The sequence below is a fragment of the Leifsonia sp. ALI-44-B genome (genome assembly GCF_001984125.1).
Classification (GTDB): domain Bacteria; phylum Actinomycetota; class Actinomycetes; order Actinomycetales; family Microbacteriaceae; genus Okibacterium.
Genome location: NZ_MTQL01000006.1, coordinates 50,191 through 65,232, shown reverse-complemented (window position 1 = coordinate 65,232; position 15,042 = coordinate 50,191). Strand labels below are relative to the sequence as shown.

Below are 15,042 nucleotides of genomic sequence, written 5' to 3'. Positions count from 1 at the left end.
CTCCTCAAATCGTTGGATGCCGTCATCCCATGCTTGCACCCGGTCCTGAACGGCGTTCACGGGTTGACACCCCGTGGGACGCCGCCTAGGCAGGGGTAACTAGTCGGCCAATCAGTCAGTCAGCAAGTCGGCCAATCAGTCAGTCAGTCAGTCACAGTCAGCCCTGAAGCGAGCGTTGGTTCACGCCGAGCCGAGCAGGCCCTTCGCGTAAGCGGCCTGACCGACGTGCTGCAGGTCGTCCGCGATCACGCTGACGAGTCGGCTCGCCAGCGTCACCGGAGGATTCCAGCGGGTATCGACCACCCGGTCCAGGTCGGCCTCCGAGAGCGATCGCACGTATTCGACCGTTCGCTCGTGCACCGCATGGTGGTAGTCGAGCAACTGATCGGCCGTGACACCCGTCACGAGCGACACCTGCGCCGCATCCATGCCATAGCCCGTCGCGACATCGGCGAAGGGGAGCTTGAACGAATCGGCGAACCCCTGAGTCGTCCATACCTGCTCCGACCCTGCCGCGTCAGCCACGTGGTCATCCTGCACGCGGGTCAGGTGCCAGAGCAACCAGACGATCGGGTTCGCATCCGGCGCGGGCGTGAACTGCAGGTGTTCCTCGGTCAGACCGGTCGCTACCGTGTCGAACGTGCCGCGCACTCGGTCGAAACCGTCGCAGATGATCTCGCTGGATGTCGTCATGAACGGGCCTTTCGGGTTTCGCGGGCATTGGCTTTCTTGATGGCGTCGACCAGCTCATCCTTGTTCATCGACGAACGGCCCGAGATGTCGAGCTTCTTCGCGACGTCGAGCAGGTGCTCCTTCGTCGCATTCGCGTCGACCCCCTCCTGCGTCTTCTTCTCCCCGCGGCCCGCGCCACCCTCGGCCTGCGCGTCGGAGGGGCCGCTCGACTCCTTCTTCTCCCAGTGGTCGCCGACCTTCTCGTATTCGTGTTTCAACGCGGCGAAGGCGGTGCGGTGGGCACGCTCACCCTCGCCGTACTCCTGCACAGCCGAATCGTGGGCCTTCGACCAGATCGCTTGGGCATGCTTCGGCGAGCGCTCGAGCGTCGACGGCAATTCCTCTGAAGCGGGCATGGGATGCTCCTTTCCTTAACTGTCCACCGGCAACGGTACGCCGCGGCTGCAACGCCCCACAGCCCTTTGCTCGCGCGATCCGAAAGGAGTAGGCGGCTCGGGCGGTAGGGGCGACATGGGCGGCGCAGGTGACCCGGGCGCCACGGGCGCGCCACCCCTCCCGATGCCCGCGCACGGCATAGCCTCAGTGATGTGACCTCAGCCGCCGACACTCCCGCAGCCATCCGCGTCGTCGCCGCCGTCATCCGCCACGGTGACGGGATCTTGGCCTGCCGTCGGCGCCCGGGCATCTCGTCGGCCGGACTGTGGGAGTTCCCGGGCGGCAAAGTAGAGCCCGGCGAGACTCCCGAAGTCGCTCTGGCCCGCGAGATCCGCGAAGAGCTCGGCATCGATATCCGTATTGTCACCCTCATCGACCGTTCGACGACGGCCCTCGACTCGGGTCGACTCATCGACCTCGCCTGCTACGAAGCGCGCGCCGAGACCTTGCCCACACAGAGCCTCGATCACGACGAGCTGCGCTGGCTCCTCCCCCAGGGCCTCGGCTCGCTCGCCTGGGCCGCGCCCGATCTACCCACCGTGGCCATCCTCAGCGCACCGCCCCAGCCGCCGGAGGCCGCGCCGAAACCTTAGAAGTCGCGCAGGTTGCCGCGCAGACCGCCGTTGCCGAACGATGTGCGGAGAATCCCTCGGCGACGCAGGATCGGCACCAACTCGTCGAGCATGCGGTGGATGGTCACAGGGTGCAGATCGCCCGAGAAGATGAACCCGTCGTTATCAGCCTCGTCCCCGATCTGTTCGATGAAGTCGGCGATCTCGTCGGCCGTGCCCACGAACCCCTCGCGCGACGAGATGCGGCCGAGCCGGGCCTTGGCGGTCAACAGCTCGCGCAACGTCGTCGACGCGAAGCTGTCGGCCTTGCCGAGCAGGCCCTTGATGCTGCCGCGCGACACATGGTCGCCGAAGATGCCCTCGTCGACGGGCCGGTCGAGGTCGAGCTTCGTCAGGTCCGTCTCAAGGTCGCTCGACTGCCCGGCCGCCACCTGCAGCAGCGCCGCGTCGTCAGGGTGGGCCGACGCCTGAACGAGTCGGTCCGCCTCCTCGGTGCTCGCCACGATGATGGGCTTGAACACGAACAGGATGTCGATGTCGGCCGCCGTGCGACCGTGCGCCGTTGCTGCATCCAACACCTTGGCCCGGTAGGCGCGGATGGTGTCGACATCGAGCGACGCCAGCGCCAATTGCACCTCGGACTGTTCGCCCGCGAAGTTGAGCCCGCGCGGCGAACCGCCCGGCGACACCACCACGGGGTCGCCGGCTGCGAAGGGCAGGGCGTTCAGCGGACCATCGAACGTGTAGTTCGCGCCGCGGTGCTGCAGGGCGTCGAGGCGGGTTCCGTCGGCGAAATGGCCCGTCGCGGCATCCGCGATGAGGGCATCGTCACCCCAGCTGTGCCACAGGCGGCGGATGCTCGTGAGCCACTCCTCGGCCCGGTCGTAAGCCGCGTCGTGAGACACGGGTTCAACACCGAAGTGCCGGCTCGACCCGACATCGGTGACCACGTTGATGCCGAACCGGTTGGAGCTCAGATGCTGCAACGTGGCAAACTGCCGGGCCGCCTGATAGGGCGAATACGCCAGCGGGTTCACCGTCGGCGCAATGCCGATATGCGAGGTCACGTCGAAAAGGTAGGGCGCGAGCATGAGGGGGTCGTGCTTCGGTCCGCCATAGGCGCTGCGGATGCGCAGGTCGAGTGTGTCTGCGTTGCCGAGGGACAGCGCATCCTCGATGATCACGAGGTCGAAGCCCGCCTGCTCGAGGTCGCGGATGGACTGCTGGTAGAGCTGCGGCTCATACCAGGGGTAGTTCCACTCGTAGTAGGGGTGCCCCCAGCCGTGCGGGCCGAAGCCCCGGGACAGGAACCAGCCGAAGTGTTGAGCTTTCGTCATGCGATGTGTCCGATCGGGTCGAGCGCAGCCGGGGCCGATGCGTCGAGGGGCTCACCGGCGGAGGCCGCAGCAAGGAGGGCTCGGTCCAGGTCGGCCAGTAGATCGGCCTCGTCCTCGATGCCGATCGACAGACGCAACATGCCCGGCCATACGCCGGCGGCCCGGCGCTCGTCCTCGGTGCGCGCCGCGTGCGACGTCGAGGCCGGATGGATGACGAGCGAACGCACATCGCCGAGGTGAGTCATCCTCGTGAAGATCTGGACGGCGTCGAAGAAGGCGCGCGCCGCCTCGACTCCCCCGCGCAACGTGAATGAGAACACCGAACCCTGCCCGCGCGGCAGATACCGCTCGGCCAGTGCGTGATACGGGCTCGACTCCAGCCCCGAGTAGTCGACCGAGTGCACCTCGGGCCGCTGCTCCAACCACCGGGCCACGGCCAGCGCATTGCGCGACTGCCGCTCGACGCGCAGTGACAGCGTCTCGACACCCTGCTGGATCAGGAACGCGTTGAGCGGCGACGGTGTCGGGCCGAAGCGGGCCGCCACGACATCCTTGGCGTAAACGAAGTAGGCGTCGGGGCCGAAGCGTTCCACGAACGACAGGCCGCCGAGGGACCGCGACGGCTCGTTGAGGTGCGGAAAACGTGAGGCGTCGGCCCAGTCAAAGGTGCCCGCGTCGACGATGACGCCGCCCAGCACCGAACCGTGCCCGGCCAAGAACTTGCTGGCCGAGTGGATGACGATATCGGCCCCGTGCTCGATCGGGCGCTGCAGATAGGGCGTCGCGAACGTGTTGTCGACCACCAGGGGAATCCCGTTGCGGTGCGCCACCCCCGCCACCAACTCGATGTCGACCAGATCATTCTTCGGGTTCGGGATCGACTCGACGAACACCGCTTTCGTGTTCGGCCGGATCGCCGCCTGCCACGCCCCCGCGTCATTCGCGTCGTCGACGAACCCGGCCTCGATGCCCAGCCGCCCGAAGTTCTCGACGAGCAACCCGCGAGACCCCTCATACAGGCTGGATGCCGCCAGCACATGATCCCCCGCCTGCAACAGCCCGAGCAACGCCACGGATGCCGCAGCCTGCCCACTGCCCACGAGCAAAGCGTTGCGCCCCCGCTCGAGCACCGCCAGGCGGCGCTCGACAGAAGCCGTCGTCGGATTGCCCGTGCGCGTGTAGGAGTACCCGTCACCGGAACCCGTCGCTCCGTCGAAGCGGTCGGCCGCCTGTTCGAAATCGTCGAAGACGAAGCCCGCGCTCAAATAGATGGGCGTCGCCCGCGCGTGGAAGCCGTCACCATCCGTGCCGACGCCGCCGTGCAATTGCTGCGTGCTGAACCCCAGCTCGGGTTCCCGCGTATCGAGGGGTGCCATGCGCCGCTCCTTCCGTCTGCCGACCGGAGGTTCGGGGCATCCGGTGCGTTGTCACAGACTCGCACGCGCTCGCCGCCTCGGCGCGAATGCGTACCACTGTTACGACGCAGCTGATTCGGCGCAGGTGGAGCGGCGCAGGTGGAGCGGCGCCGCTGTTACGACGCAGCGACCGGCTTCACGCGGTCGGACGGCATGCGCAGGGCGAAGAGCGCGGCCGCCGCCATGATGACGAAGGCCGAGGCGAACGCCGCCGGGAAGGAATACAGGTCGAGCAGCAAGCCGGCCACCAGCGGACCCGCGATTGCTCCCGCGTCGGAGAACGCCTGGAACAGCGCAACCGGCTTGCCGCCGCGCGCACCCGCTGCATCACCGACGGCGGCCGCGGGAGCGGTGCCCATGAAAGCGGCCGCGACGCCGTAGACGCACAGCAACACGATGAGCAGCCACAGCGACGTGACGAACGGGATCGCCATCATCGTGACGGCCCCCACCGCGAAGGCACCGATGATGGCCGGTTTGCGGCCGACGGTGTCGACGAAACGCCCGGCCGGCGCGAGGGCGATGGTCTGCGCGACGGCGGCCACCGCGAACGCGATACCGGTCCACGCCGGCTCCTGGTGCAGCGCCTCGACCACCAGCACCGGGATCAACGCTCCGCGCACACCCATAGCCGACCAGCCCTGCGCCAGGTTCGCCAGGCACGCCACCTGGAAACGGCGGTCGCGGATCACCCGACCCAACGGGATGACCTCGGCTGCGGCATCCACCTCGGCCCGTTTGCGACCGCTCAGCAGGAAGAGGCCTACGAGCCCCGCGATCGCGAGCGTCACGGCGTAGAAGAAGAACGGCGCGGTGAGCGACACGGTGGCGAGCAGGCCGCCGACCGCGGGGCCCGCCATGCCGCCGATGAGGAACCCGCCCTGATAGAAACCGACCGCGCGTCCGCGCAGCTTGGGCGACGTGGAGGACAGCAACAACGTCATGGCCGCGACCGAGAACATGGCCGAGCCGATGCCCCCGGCGCCGCGCAGCAGCAGGACCTGGGGGTAGGTATGCGCGAGCCCGACGAGCCCCGACGAGAGCGCCACGATGCCGATGCCGATCGCGAGAATCGTGCGCTCGCCGGCCCAGTCCATGAGCTTGCCGACGAACGGGTTCGCCACGAGACGCATGACCGCGAACGCCGAGACGACGGCACCCACCTCGACGTAACCGACGCCGAACGAGCGCACGTAGACGGGCAGCACGGGCACGACGACACCGAAGCCGACCATCACGAAGAAGGCGACGACCCCGAGGACGAGGACGTCGCGCGGCAGCTTCTCGCGCGCAAGCTTCTCAGGCCGAGAGCGCGGGCCTGATGTCGCGCCAGAGGTCGCTCCCGGCAGAGCGCTCGATTCACCCGTCACGTCGACGAGCTCGGCCCCCACGCCCGGTTGTCCACTGGCTTCGGACCGGTCCCGTCGAGAGAAAACGCGGGCGAGGTCAGAGAAGCGTGGCACGCTCTCAGGTTACGTCAGCGCCGGGCCCTCGACGGACGACTCTGCCTCACGCCGCCCGACTCACCCCGCGACTCACGATCGCCGACTTCAACGCCTCTACCGAGTCTTGCGCCGCCGCCGGGTTTGCCATCAAAACGTAGTCGACGTCGCCCAGCTCGGGCAGCGTGAAACGGTTGCTCACCTTCACGAGGTCCGCCGGGATCAGGGCCTGCGGAAACACCGCCACGCCCATACCGGCCCGCACGGCCGCCAGAACCCCGTTCACGTCACGCGTGTTGCAGGTGATGCGCCACGTGCGTCCGGCCGCCTCGAGCGCCTCGATCGCCATCTGCCGACTGAGACTCGGCCCCTGATAGGCGATGAGCGGCACGGGCGCGCCCTCCTCGATCGTCATCTTCTCCTGCCCCACCCACACCATCGAGTCGCGAGCCACGCGCGTCGACTCCGTCTCGTCGCCCGCGCTCTGCTTGATGAAGATGAGGTCGAGGTGCCCGGCCTCGAGCCGCCGCCGCAACGGCCCGCTCTGGTTCACGGTCAGCTCGAGGTTGATCTGCGGATACAGCTGCCGAAAATGCCTCAGGATGCGCGGCAACTGCGTGATCGCGAGGTCGTCGGCCGCGCCGAAGCGCAGCCGCCCCTTCATGGCCGAACCACTGAAGTAGCTCTCGGCCGCCGCATGCGCCGCCAGGATCGTGCGGGCGAAACCGGCCATGGCGTCGCCGTTGTCGGTCAGCCGCACCTCGCGGGTGTCGCGCACGATGAGCGACCGCCCGGCCGCCTTCTCGAGCTTGCTCATCTGTTGGCTCACCGTGGGCTGGCTGAGGCCCAGCTGCTGGGCGGCCCGCGTGAAGCTGTGCGTCTCGGCGACCACGAGCAACGTCTTCAGAAGGATGGGATCGAACACGGTGCACCTCTCGCGAACGGGCGGCGTGACATCCGACCGCATTGATAAAACCAATGGCAGTAATAGTAGCCATTGAGGGTCCGAATAAACAGGATGCGCTTAGCGTTAAGTCAGTATCCCGACCCATACGTAACCAGCCCTCTCCTTCCTGACCAGAGACATCCGTGACTTCTTCTTCTGCTTCTGCAACCGCCGCCGCCTTCCCTCCCACCGAGCCGCTGTCCGTCACCACCGTGCGGCCGCCGTGGAAGCACACCTTCATCGCCCTCTCCATCCCCAACTTCCGCATCTGGACGGCCGGCAACTTCGTCGCCATGACCGCGGGATGGATGCAACGCATCGCGCAGGACTGGCTCGTGCTGCAACTCACGGGCAGCGCCACGGCCGTGGGCATCACGGTGGCCATGCAGTTCGCGCCCATGCTCTTCTTCGGCCTGCTGGGCGGCGTCTTCGTCGACCGCTACTCGAAGCGCATGCTCATGATGATCACGCAGTCGATCTTCGCCGTGCTGAGCCTGGGGCTCGCGGCCCTCACGCTCTCGGGCGCCGTCGAGGCGTGGCATGTGTTCGCCATCGCCTTCGCCACCGGAATGGTCACGGTGATCGACAACCCCGCGCGCCAGGTGATCGTGTCCGAACTCGTCGGGCAGCGACACCTGCGCAACGCCATCAGCGTCAACTCGTCGGTGTTCCAGCTCGGCGGCATGATCGGGCCCGCCATCGCCGGTGTGCTGCTGCTCGCGGTCGGCGCGGGATGGGCCTTCGCCATCAACGGCGTCGCGTGCATCCTCGTCGTGGGCATGTTGACGCTCTTGCGCACCTCGCAGATGTCCCGCATCGCACCCGCTCCCCGCACCAAAGGGCAATTGCGACAGGGGCTCAGCTATGCGGTCTCGAAGCCCACGATCGTCTACCCCGTCATCCTGGTCGCTGTCTTCGCCGTCTTCGGGCTGACCATGCCCGTGTTGCTCGCCTCCTACGCCGACGACGTGTTCAACGTGGGCGCCGGCGGCTACGGCCTCTTCAACTCGATGGTCGCGGTCGGCGCGCTCACGGGAGCGCTCCTCTCGACCCGCCGCGCGTCCATCCGCCTGCGCACCATCGTCTTCGGCGTGTTCATCACGGGCGTGCTGCAGGCTGCCGCGGGTCTCATGCCCTCTGTCGGTTTCTTCGCCGCCATCCTCGTCACGGTCGGGATGTCTGCGCTCCTGTTCCAGACCGCCAGCAACTCGCTCGTGCAGCTCTCGTCCAACGTGGGCATCCGCGGTCGGGTCATGTCGCTCTACGTGCTCGTGCTCCTCGGCGGTCAGGCCATCGGCGGACCGCTCATGGGCTGGATCGTCGAAACCTTCGGCGCCCACATCGGCATGATCGTCTCAGGCGGCGTTCCGGCCCTCGCGGCCGCCATCGTCGGCATCGTGCTCGCCCGCCGCGGCCAGCTCACGCTTGAAGTCGAGGTGCACCGCGCGCTCCCCCACGTGCACATCGTGCCGCGTTCCGGCGCTCGTTCGCGCACTCGGGCACAAAGAATCATGAGAGATCAGGCCCTTTCGGTGCGGCCGAAAAGACGATAAGGCGCGCGACACACTACCGTTGACTTATGAGCACAACCGACGCCGACGCCACAAGCGAAGCAACATCACCTACCGACGCCCTCACCTTCTCCGATCTCGGCCTCGATGACGCAGTACTGAAAGCCCTCAAGACGGTGGGCTACGAGAACCCCTCCGCCATCCAGGCAGCCACCATTCCGCCGCTCCTCGCGGGCCGCGACGTGGTCGGCCTCGCCCAGACGGGCACGGGAAAGACGGCCGCGTTCGCGCTGCCCATCCTCAGCCGCCTCGACCTGTCGCAGAAAGCCCCGCAGGCGCTCGTGCTCGCGCCGACCCGCGAGCTGGCCCTGCAGGTGTGCGAGGCCTTCGAGAAGTACGCCGCGAACCTGCGCGGCGTGCACGTGCTCCCCGTCTACGGCGGCCAGGGCTATGGCGTGCAGCTCAGCGCGCTGCGCCGCGGCGTCCACGTCGTCGTCGGCACGCCCGGCCGCATCATGGACCACCTCGCCAAGGGCACCCTCGACCTGTCACAGCTCAAGTACCTCGTCCTCGACGAGGCCGACGAGATGCTCAAGATGGGCTTCGCCGAAGACGTCGAGACGATCCTCGCCGACACCCCCAAAGAGAAGCAGGTCGCGCTGTTCTCGGCGACCATGCCCTCGGCCATCCGCCGAATCTCGAAGCAGTACCTGAACGACCCCGAAGAGATCACGGTCAAGGCCAAGACCACCACGTCGGTCAACACCACCCAGCGCTACCTCATCGTGTCCTACCCGCAGAAGGTCGACGCCCTGACGCGCATCCTCGAGGTCGAGAACTTCGAGGGCATGATCATCTTCGTGCGCACCAAGAACGAGACCGAGACGCTGGCCGAGAAACTGCGCGCCCGCGGCTACTCGGCGGCCGCCATCAACGGTGACGTCGCCCAGGTGCAGCGCGAGCGCACGGTCAACCAGCTCAAGTCGGGCAAGCTCGACATCCTGGTAGCCACGGATGTCGCAGCCCGAGGCCTCGACGTCGAACGCATCAGCCACGTCGTCAACTTCGACATCCCCATCGACACCGAGTCCTACGTGCACCGCATCGGTCGCACGGGCCGCGCCGGCCGCTCGGGCGACGCCATCAGCTTCGTCACCCCGCGTGAGCGTCGCCTGCTGACCGCCATCGAGAAGGCCACCCGTCAGCCGCTCACCCAGATGCAGCTGCCGTCGGTCGACGACGTCAACGCCACGCGCCTGTCGCGTTTCGACGACGCCATCACCGAGGCCCTCGCCGACCCCGAGCGCATCGAGCGTTTCCGCGACATCGTCGCCCACTACGTGCAGCACCACGATGCCCCCGAGGCGGATGTCGCGGCGGCCCTCGCCGTCGTCGCCCAGGGCGACACCCCCCTGCTGCTGTCGGCCGAGGATGAGCGCGCCCAGCGCGCCGCCACCTTCGACAACCGCGACTCGCGCGGAGGCGACCGTGACTCCCGTGGCGGAAACCGCTACGACCGCGATTCCCGCGGCGGCGACCGTGACTCGCGCGGTGGCAACCGCTTCGACCGCGATGGCGACCGCGGCGGTGACCGCGGCGAGCGTCGCGAACGCCCCGAGCGCCGCGAGCGTGGTTCGTCGGGCCCCATGTCCACCTACCGCATCGCAGTCGGCCGCCGTCAGCGTGTCGAGCCCCGCCAGATCGTGGGCGCCCTCGCCAACGAGGGTGGCCTCAGCCGCGAAGACTTCGGTCACATCGACATCCGCCCCGACTTCTCGCTCGTCGAGCTGCCGGCCAACATGTCGTCCGACACGCTCGACCGTCTGAAGGACACGCGCATCAGCGGCCAGCTCATCGAGATCCGTCCCGACCGCGGTTCGCCCGCCCGGGCCCGCGACTTCGACGGCGAACGCCCGGCCCGCAAGCCGCGCCACAAGTAGCCGTCGCGTCATCCGCACGAGTAGCCCCGCCCCGGTTCGCCGAGGCGGGGCTTTTCGCATCGGCGCGTATTGGCGGGCGAGGCGCGCGCCCGCTTCCCGCCCGCATCCCGCCGCCGGATTAGGATGGGATCTTGATAGAGGGGCACCCAATGACTTCACATACGTTCGACTCTCACGACCGCGCGCGCGTCGTCGCCGAAGCGCGGCGCTCCTCCGAGCTCGAGGGCGCACGAAGCACAGAGGCCTCGAGACTCGACCAAGACGCATACGTGCGAGGCGAAATCGATGTGTCTCAGCTCGGCGCGCGGGTGCGCTCGCGTTACGGCCTCGCTTGAGCGAAGCGGCGCCCTGGCGACGATGACGACGGCGCCGCCCTCGCCGGACTCTTCCGCGACATCCTCGTTCCCGAATAGCCCCGAGCCCATGCAGCGCAGATTCGTCCCGTAGACCGATCTTCCGCGTTTCGCTCGATTCTCAAGCCGTTAAGTTCCAGCCAGGTTTCCATTCGAGCCGAAGTGTTACGTATTGGTAAACGTTCTCAGGAATACCCCCGATTGAGGGTATTCAAGAGCCATGACTTTCTTAAGAACTTCACAGACTCGATTGAGAACTCGACACAGGCCGGTGCAACAACAGCCGCAAACCCGCGCGCGGCGCGTCACCATTGTGGGTGCACTCGCCGTGGCCGTCATCGGCAGCACGCTCGCCCCGATCACCGCCCAGGCCGCGACCCCCGAGGGCATCTCGGTTGTCGGCGGCAAGACCGAGGCAATCTTCGACTACGAAACCGCGGTGCGTGAGCGCGTCTTCATCCCCGTCGAGGGCGTCGACCAAGACCGGGATGGCGTCACCGACGTCACCGCGATCGACATCATCCGGCCCAAGGAGAGCGACGGCGCTCTGAAGGTTCCCGCGATCATCGACCCCAGCCCCTATTACACGACCGTCGGGCGCGGCAACGAGTCGCAGCTGCTCACCGATAACGACGGCGACGGCGCCGCCGACCTCTTCCCGCTCTTCTACGACAACTACTTCGTGCCCCGCGGCTACGCCGTGATCCACGCCCAGATGGACGGCACCGGCAACTCGACGGGCTGCCCCATGCATGGCGGCGAGGGCGACATCAAGAGCATGAAGGTCGTCATCGACTGGCTGCAGGGACGCGTCCCCGGCTACGACTCCGAGGGTGCCGCCCAAACGGCCACCTGGCACTCGGGCAAGGCCGCCATGATCGGCAAGTCCTACGACGGCACGCTGTCGAACGGCGTCGCGGCCACGGGCGTCCCCGGGCTCACGACCATCGTTCCCATCGCGGCCATCAGCGATTGGTACCGCTACTCGCGCACCAACGGCATCCGCCACAACACCAACTACCCCGCGGGCCTCTCGAACAACGTCACCAACCCCGACCGCAAAGACCTGTGCGCACCGACGCGCGACGAGATGAACCTGGTCGACGGCGACGAGACCGGCGACGTGAACGCCTTCTGGGACGAACGCAACTATCAAAACGACGTGGACAACGTGAAGGCATCCGTCTTCGCCGTGCACGGACTCAACGACGACAACGTGCGCATGAGCCAGTTCGGTGAATGGTGGTCGGCCCTGGCCGAGAACAACGTTCCGCGCAAGGTGTGGCTGCCCCGCCTCGGCCACGTCGACCCGTTCGACGCCCGCCGTGCCGAGTGGGTCGACACGCTGCACAAGTGGTTCGACTTCTGGTTGATGGACGTGCAGAACGGCATCATGTCCGAGCCCCAGGCCACGGTCGAGATGCAGCCGAACGTCTGGCAGGATGCCGCGAGCTGGCCCGCCCCGGGAACCGAGAACGTCTCGGTCAACCTCGCCGGAACCGAAGCCGGGACCGCCGGCGATCTGCTGCTCGCACCGGGCACGGGCGCCGAGACGCTGACCTTCACCGGTCCTGCGAACGCGCCCAACGAGACATCCCTCATCACGGCCCCCGAGGGCCAGCAGGGAACGCGCCTCACCTTCCTGTCCGAACCGCTCACGAAAGACCTGCGCATCTCGGGCACGCCCATCGTGAACCTGTCGGCATCGCTCAGCCAGGGGCAGTCCAACCTGGCCGCCATGCTCGTCGACTACGGCACGGCCGCGCGCACCCCGCGTGGCACGGGCGACGGCGTGCAAAACACCGCCAACCGCTCCTGCTGGGGCGCGCAGTCGCAGTACGACAACGCCTGCTACCTCGAGGTCGAACGCCGCACCGCGACGGCCGACTTCTGGCGCGCCAGCCGAGGCGTGCTCGACTCCTCCAACCGCGACACGCTCGTCGACGGCCAGGCCACACCCGTGACGCCCGGCCAGAAGTACGATTTCGAGTGGCCGCTCGAGCCCTACGACCAGGTGTTCCCCGCCGGTCACCGCATCGGTGTCGTCGTGACGACGAACCTGTCCGGCTTCGTCGCCGGCACGCCGAGCGCGACCGTCACGGTGGACGCACAGCAGTCGAGCATCACGCTGCCCGTCGTCGGCGGTCTCGCGGCCGCCGCTGCCGCCGAGGGTCTGGGCGCTCCGGCCCCCAGCACCCTGAGCTTCGACCTGGGCGGCCAGGGCACGGCGATCGAGCCGCAGACCGTGGCTTACGGTTCGGCCCCCGTCGAACCCGCCGAACCGACCGACGACGACCGCATCTTCGCGGGTTGGTTCGCCGACGCCGGCTTCACGGTTCCATTCGACTTCGCGGCGCCCCTCGCCGCGGATGCCACGGCCTACGCCCGCTGGTTCACGGTCGCCCAAGCGACCACGACGGTCGAGGTCACGGCGAGCGACACGACGGTCGACCAGGGCGACACCGTGACGCTCACGGCTGAAGGTTTCGACGCCGACGGCACCTCGCTCGGCGACGTCACCGACCTCGCGACCTTCACGAGCTCGGTCGCCACCGACGTGATCGCGGGCAACACCGTCACGTTCCCGACGGCCAGCCCGCACACCCTCACGGCGACGGTGGGTACCGCGACGGGAAGCGTGCTCATCGAGGTCACCCCCGCGGCCGTGCCGACGCCCGACCCGACCGCTCCCCCGGTCGATGGCGGCGCGACACCCGCTCCCCCTGTGAGCGGTGACCCGGCCGCGCAGCCGCCCGTGCTCATCGGCGGGTCGGGCCTGCCCGTGACGGGTGCGGCCGGCATGATCCCGCTCGGCACGGCGGCCGCCGTGCTGCTGCTCGCGGGTGCCGCGTTCATGATGCTGCGTCGACGCCAGCGACTGGCCGCAGCGTCGACCACGGCGGACGGTTCGCCGTCGTCGTCGTCCGAGGAGGTGTAGCCGCGGCTACGGCCTCGGGCTGAGCACGATGCCCGACACCCCAGGGTGAAACACGGATGCCCCGACCAGCGCGTTGCTGGTCGGGGCATCCGTTCGTTCGGGCGGCGGTTGCAGCCGCAAACCGCGGGCTAGAAGTGGGAGATGCCGTAGACGGGGGCGGTGGGCGCGAGCAGTCCGCGCAGGCGCAGGACCGCGCCGGGCGTGCGCTCGTCGAGCAGGCCGGCCGCGCGCAAGGTCAGAGGGTCGACGCCGCCCAAATACAGTGACGCCAGGGCGGGGGCCTCGAGTGAGACATCCGGATTCGCGTTGTCGTCGCGCTCGACCCGCGCCGTGCCGCCGGAGATGCGCAACCGATAGGTGCCCTCGGCATAACCGAGCGCGTCGGTCACGGCCAGCACGATCTCGCCCTCGCCCACATAGCTGCGCGCCTCGAAGGCACGAACGACGTCGAGGATGCGCAGCCACAGCAGGTCCTCGATCTCGGTCGGCTTCACGAGGCGCGCGTCGGTGAGCGCCCAGCGCAGGGGTCCCTCGGCCGGGGCGCCGTTCCATTCGACCCGGTCGTTCAGGTCGATCGAGGCGAGCAGGTCCCAGAGGCCCAGGTAGGCGTCGTCGTTGGTGGCGACCAGTTCGATCACCTCGAGCGTCTGAGTGTCTTTGTAGACGTCGCGGATCTTGTAGGACACGTAGCCGTCGATGGCGCCCGACGGGTCGTAGTGAACCGCCGCGTTGACCGTGAGATCTTCGTCGCCCTTGTCGTAGCGCACGCCGCTGATGTGGTCCCAGTGCCGGTTGTGCTGCTCGACCGAGCCGGGGTGCGTGGCGTGGAACTCGGCGAACACGGCCGGCGCGATCTCGGTCAGCTGGGCGGCCTCGACGAACTCGGACCGGCCCTTGGGGGTGACGAGAAGCTTGAAGCGCGAGTCGGTGATGACGCTCACGTGGTGCAGCCAGGTGGCCGCGCCGAACCCGAAGCGGCGGTAGATGGTGGCCTCCGACGCGGTCAAGGCGGCGACGGCGAACCCGGCGTCGGCCGCGGCGCGCAGGTTGTCGGTCATCATGTGGCGCAGCATGCCCTTGCGCCGGTGGGTGGGGCGCACCGTCACGTTCGACACGAGGTGCACGGGCAAGAGTTCCGGGGCGCCCACGTTGAGCGTGCTCGTGAACGACGAGAACGTGGCGACCGGGATGTCGGTGCCGAGCGCGTGCGTCGGAACGTTGCGGGCATACACGCCCACCAGTTCGCGACCGTCGGCAACGAGGTCCTGCGCGGCGTCGTCGAGCCTCTTACCGGTGAGCCGCGAGTCGTGGAATCCACGCGCCTCGGCGTTGAGCCAGGCGGCCGTGGCGGGCTCCGCTCCCCCTTCCGGCGTAACCGCGGCGGGGAAGGAACGGACGTCGTACTCGTCGAGAAAACCCATATATCCATCGTAGGGCGGATGCTGCCACCCGCGCTCGGC

Annotated in this window: 12 protein-coding genes; 5 read left to right on the top strand and 7 right to left on the bottom strand. The window is 68.1% G+C overall.

Features of this window, described 5'->3' with window-relative positions:
* Nucleotides 1–180: 180 nt before the first annotated feature.
* Both ALI44B_RS01445 and ALI44B_RS01440 read right to left on the bottom strand, forming a co-directional pair.
* A complete protein-coding gene (locus ALI44B_RS01445) occupies nucleotides 181–693 on the bottom strand; it encodes a mycothiol transferase (RefSeq protein WP_077053018.1) in 513 nt (170 codons plus the stop codon).
* Nucleotides 690–1,088 (bottom strand): ChaB family protein, encoded by a 399-nt coding sequence (locus ALI44B_RS01440; RefSeq protein WP_077053017.1) that lies wholly within the window; start codon nucleotides 1,086–1,088, stop codon nucleotides 690–692. Before ALI44B_RS01440 ends, ALI44B_RS01445 begins: the two co-directional genes overlap by 4 nt.
* 192 nt (nucleotides 1,089–1,280) lie before the next feature.
* Here ALI44B_RS01440 and ALI44B_RS01435 point away from each other — a divergent pair, with 192 nt between their 5' ends.
* The gene (locus ALI44B_RS01435) at nucleotides 1,281–1,721 is read left to right on the top strand and encodes a (deoxy)nucleoside triphosphate pyrophosphohydrolase (protein ID WP_238591968.1); all 441 of its coding nucleotides are present in this window, start codon (nucleotides 1,281–1,283) and stop codon (nucleotides 1,719–1,721) included.
* Here ALI44B_RS01435 and ALI44B_RS01430 read toward each other — a convergent pair.
* From ALI44B_RS01430 to ALI44B_RS01415, 4 genes are all read right to left on the bottom strand, one after another.
* Complete coding sequence (locus tag ALI44B_RS01430) at nucleotides 1,718–3,037, bottom strand: LLM class flavin-dependent oxidoreductase (protein ID WP_077053016.1); 1,320 nt, start codon at nucleotides 3,035–3,037, stop codon at nucleotides 1,718–1,720. The two genes, ALI44B_RS01435 and ALI44B_RS01430, sit on opposite strands and share 4 nt — an antisense overlap.
* Nucleotides 3,034–4,413, bottom strand: a complete 1,380-nt coding sequence (locus ALI44B_RS01425) for an O-acetylhomoserine aminocarboxypropyltransferase/cysteine synthase family protein (RefSeq protein ID WP_077053015.1) — start codon at nucleotides 4,411–4,413, stop codon at nucleotides 3,034–3,036. Before ALI44B_RS01425 ends, ALI44B_RS01430 begins: the two co-directional genes overlap by 4 nt.
* Nucleotides 4,414–4,568: 155 nt before the next feature.
* Nucleotides 4,569–5,915 (bottom strand): MFS transporter, encoded by a 1,347-nt coding sequence (locus ALI44B_RS01420; RefSeq protein WP_238591966.1) that lies wholly within the window; start codon nucleotides 5,913–5,915, stop codon nucleotides 4,569–4,571.
* A gap of 46 nt (nucleotides 5,916–5,961) precedes the next feature.
* Nucleotides 5,962–6,819 (bottom strand): LysR substrate-binding domain-containing protein, encoded by an 858-nt coding sequence (locus ALI44B_RS01415; protein ID WP_077053014.1) that lies wholly within the window; start codon nucleotides 6,817–6,819, stop codon nucleotides 5,962–5,964.
* A 164-nt stretch (nucleotides 6,820–6,983) separates the two neighbouring features.
* Here ALI44B_RS01415 and ALI44B_RS01410 point away from each other — a divergent pair, with 164 nt between their 5' ends.
* The 4 genes from ALI44B_RS01410 (at nucleotide 6,984) to ALI44B_RS01395 (ending at nucleotide 13,582) form a co-directional block, all read left to right on the top strand.
* Entirely contained in the window at nucleotides 6,984–8,393 is a 1,410-nt protein-coding gene (locus tag ALI44B_RS01410; protein WP_238591960.1) for an MFS transporter, read from the top strand.
* Nucleotides 8,394–8,419: 26 nt separating this feature from the next.
* Complete coding sequence (locus ALI44B_RS01405) at nucleotides 8,420–10,291, top strand: DEAD/DEAH box helicase (RefSeq protein ID WP_077053013.1); 1,872 nt, start codon at nucleotides 8,420–8,422, stop codon at nucleotides 10,289–10,291.
* A gap of 149 nt (nucleotides 10,292–10,440) precedes the next feature.
* Nucleotides 10,441–10,626 carry an antitoxin VbhA family protein gene (locus ALI44B_RS16560; RefSeq protein WP_077053012.1) on the top strand — a complete coding sequence of 62 codons (186 nt, stop codon included), beginning with the start codon at nucleotides 10,441–10,443 and terminating at the stop codon, nucleotides 10,624–10,626.
* A 331-nt stretch (nucleotides 10,627–10,957) separates the two neighbouring features.
* Nucleotides 10,958–13,582, top strand: coding sequence for a CocE/NonD family hydrolase (locus ALI44B_RS01395; protein WP_179100190.1), 2,625 nt, complete (start codon nucleotides 10,958–10,960; stop codon nucleotides 13,580–13,582).
* A 128-nt stretch (nucleotides 13,583–13,710) separates the two neighbouring features.
* Here ALI44B_RS01395 and ALI44B_RS01390 read toward each other — a convergent pair whose 3' ends face one another.
* Nucleotides 13,711–15,003 carry a GNAT family N-acetyltransferase gene (locus ALI44B_RS01390; protein WP_077053010.1) on the bottom strand — a complete coding sequence of 431 codons (1,293 nt, stop codon included), beginning with the start codon at nucleotides 15,001–15,003 and terminating at the stop codon, nucleotides 13,711–13,713.
* Nucleotides 15,004–15,042 lie beyond the last annotated feature (39 nt).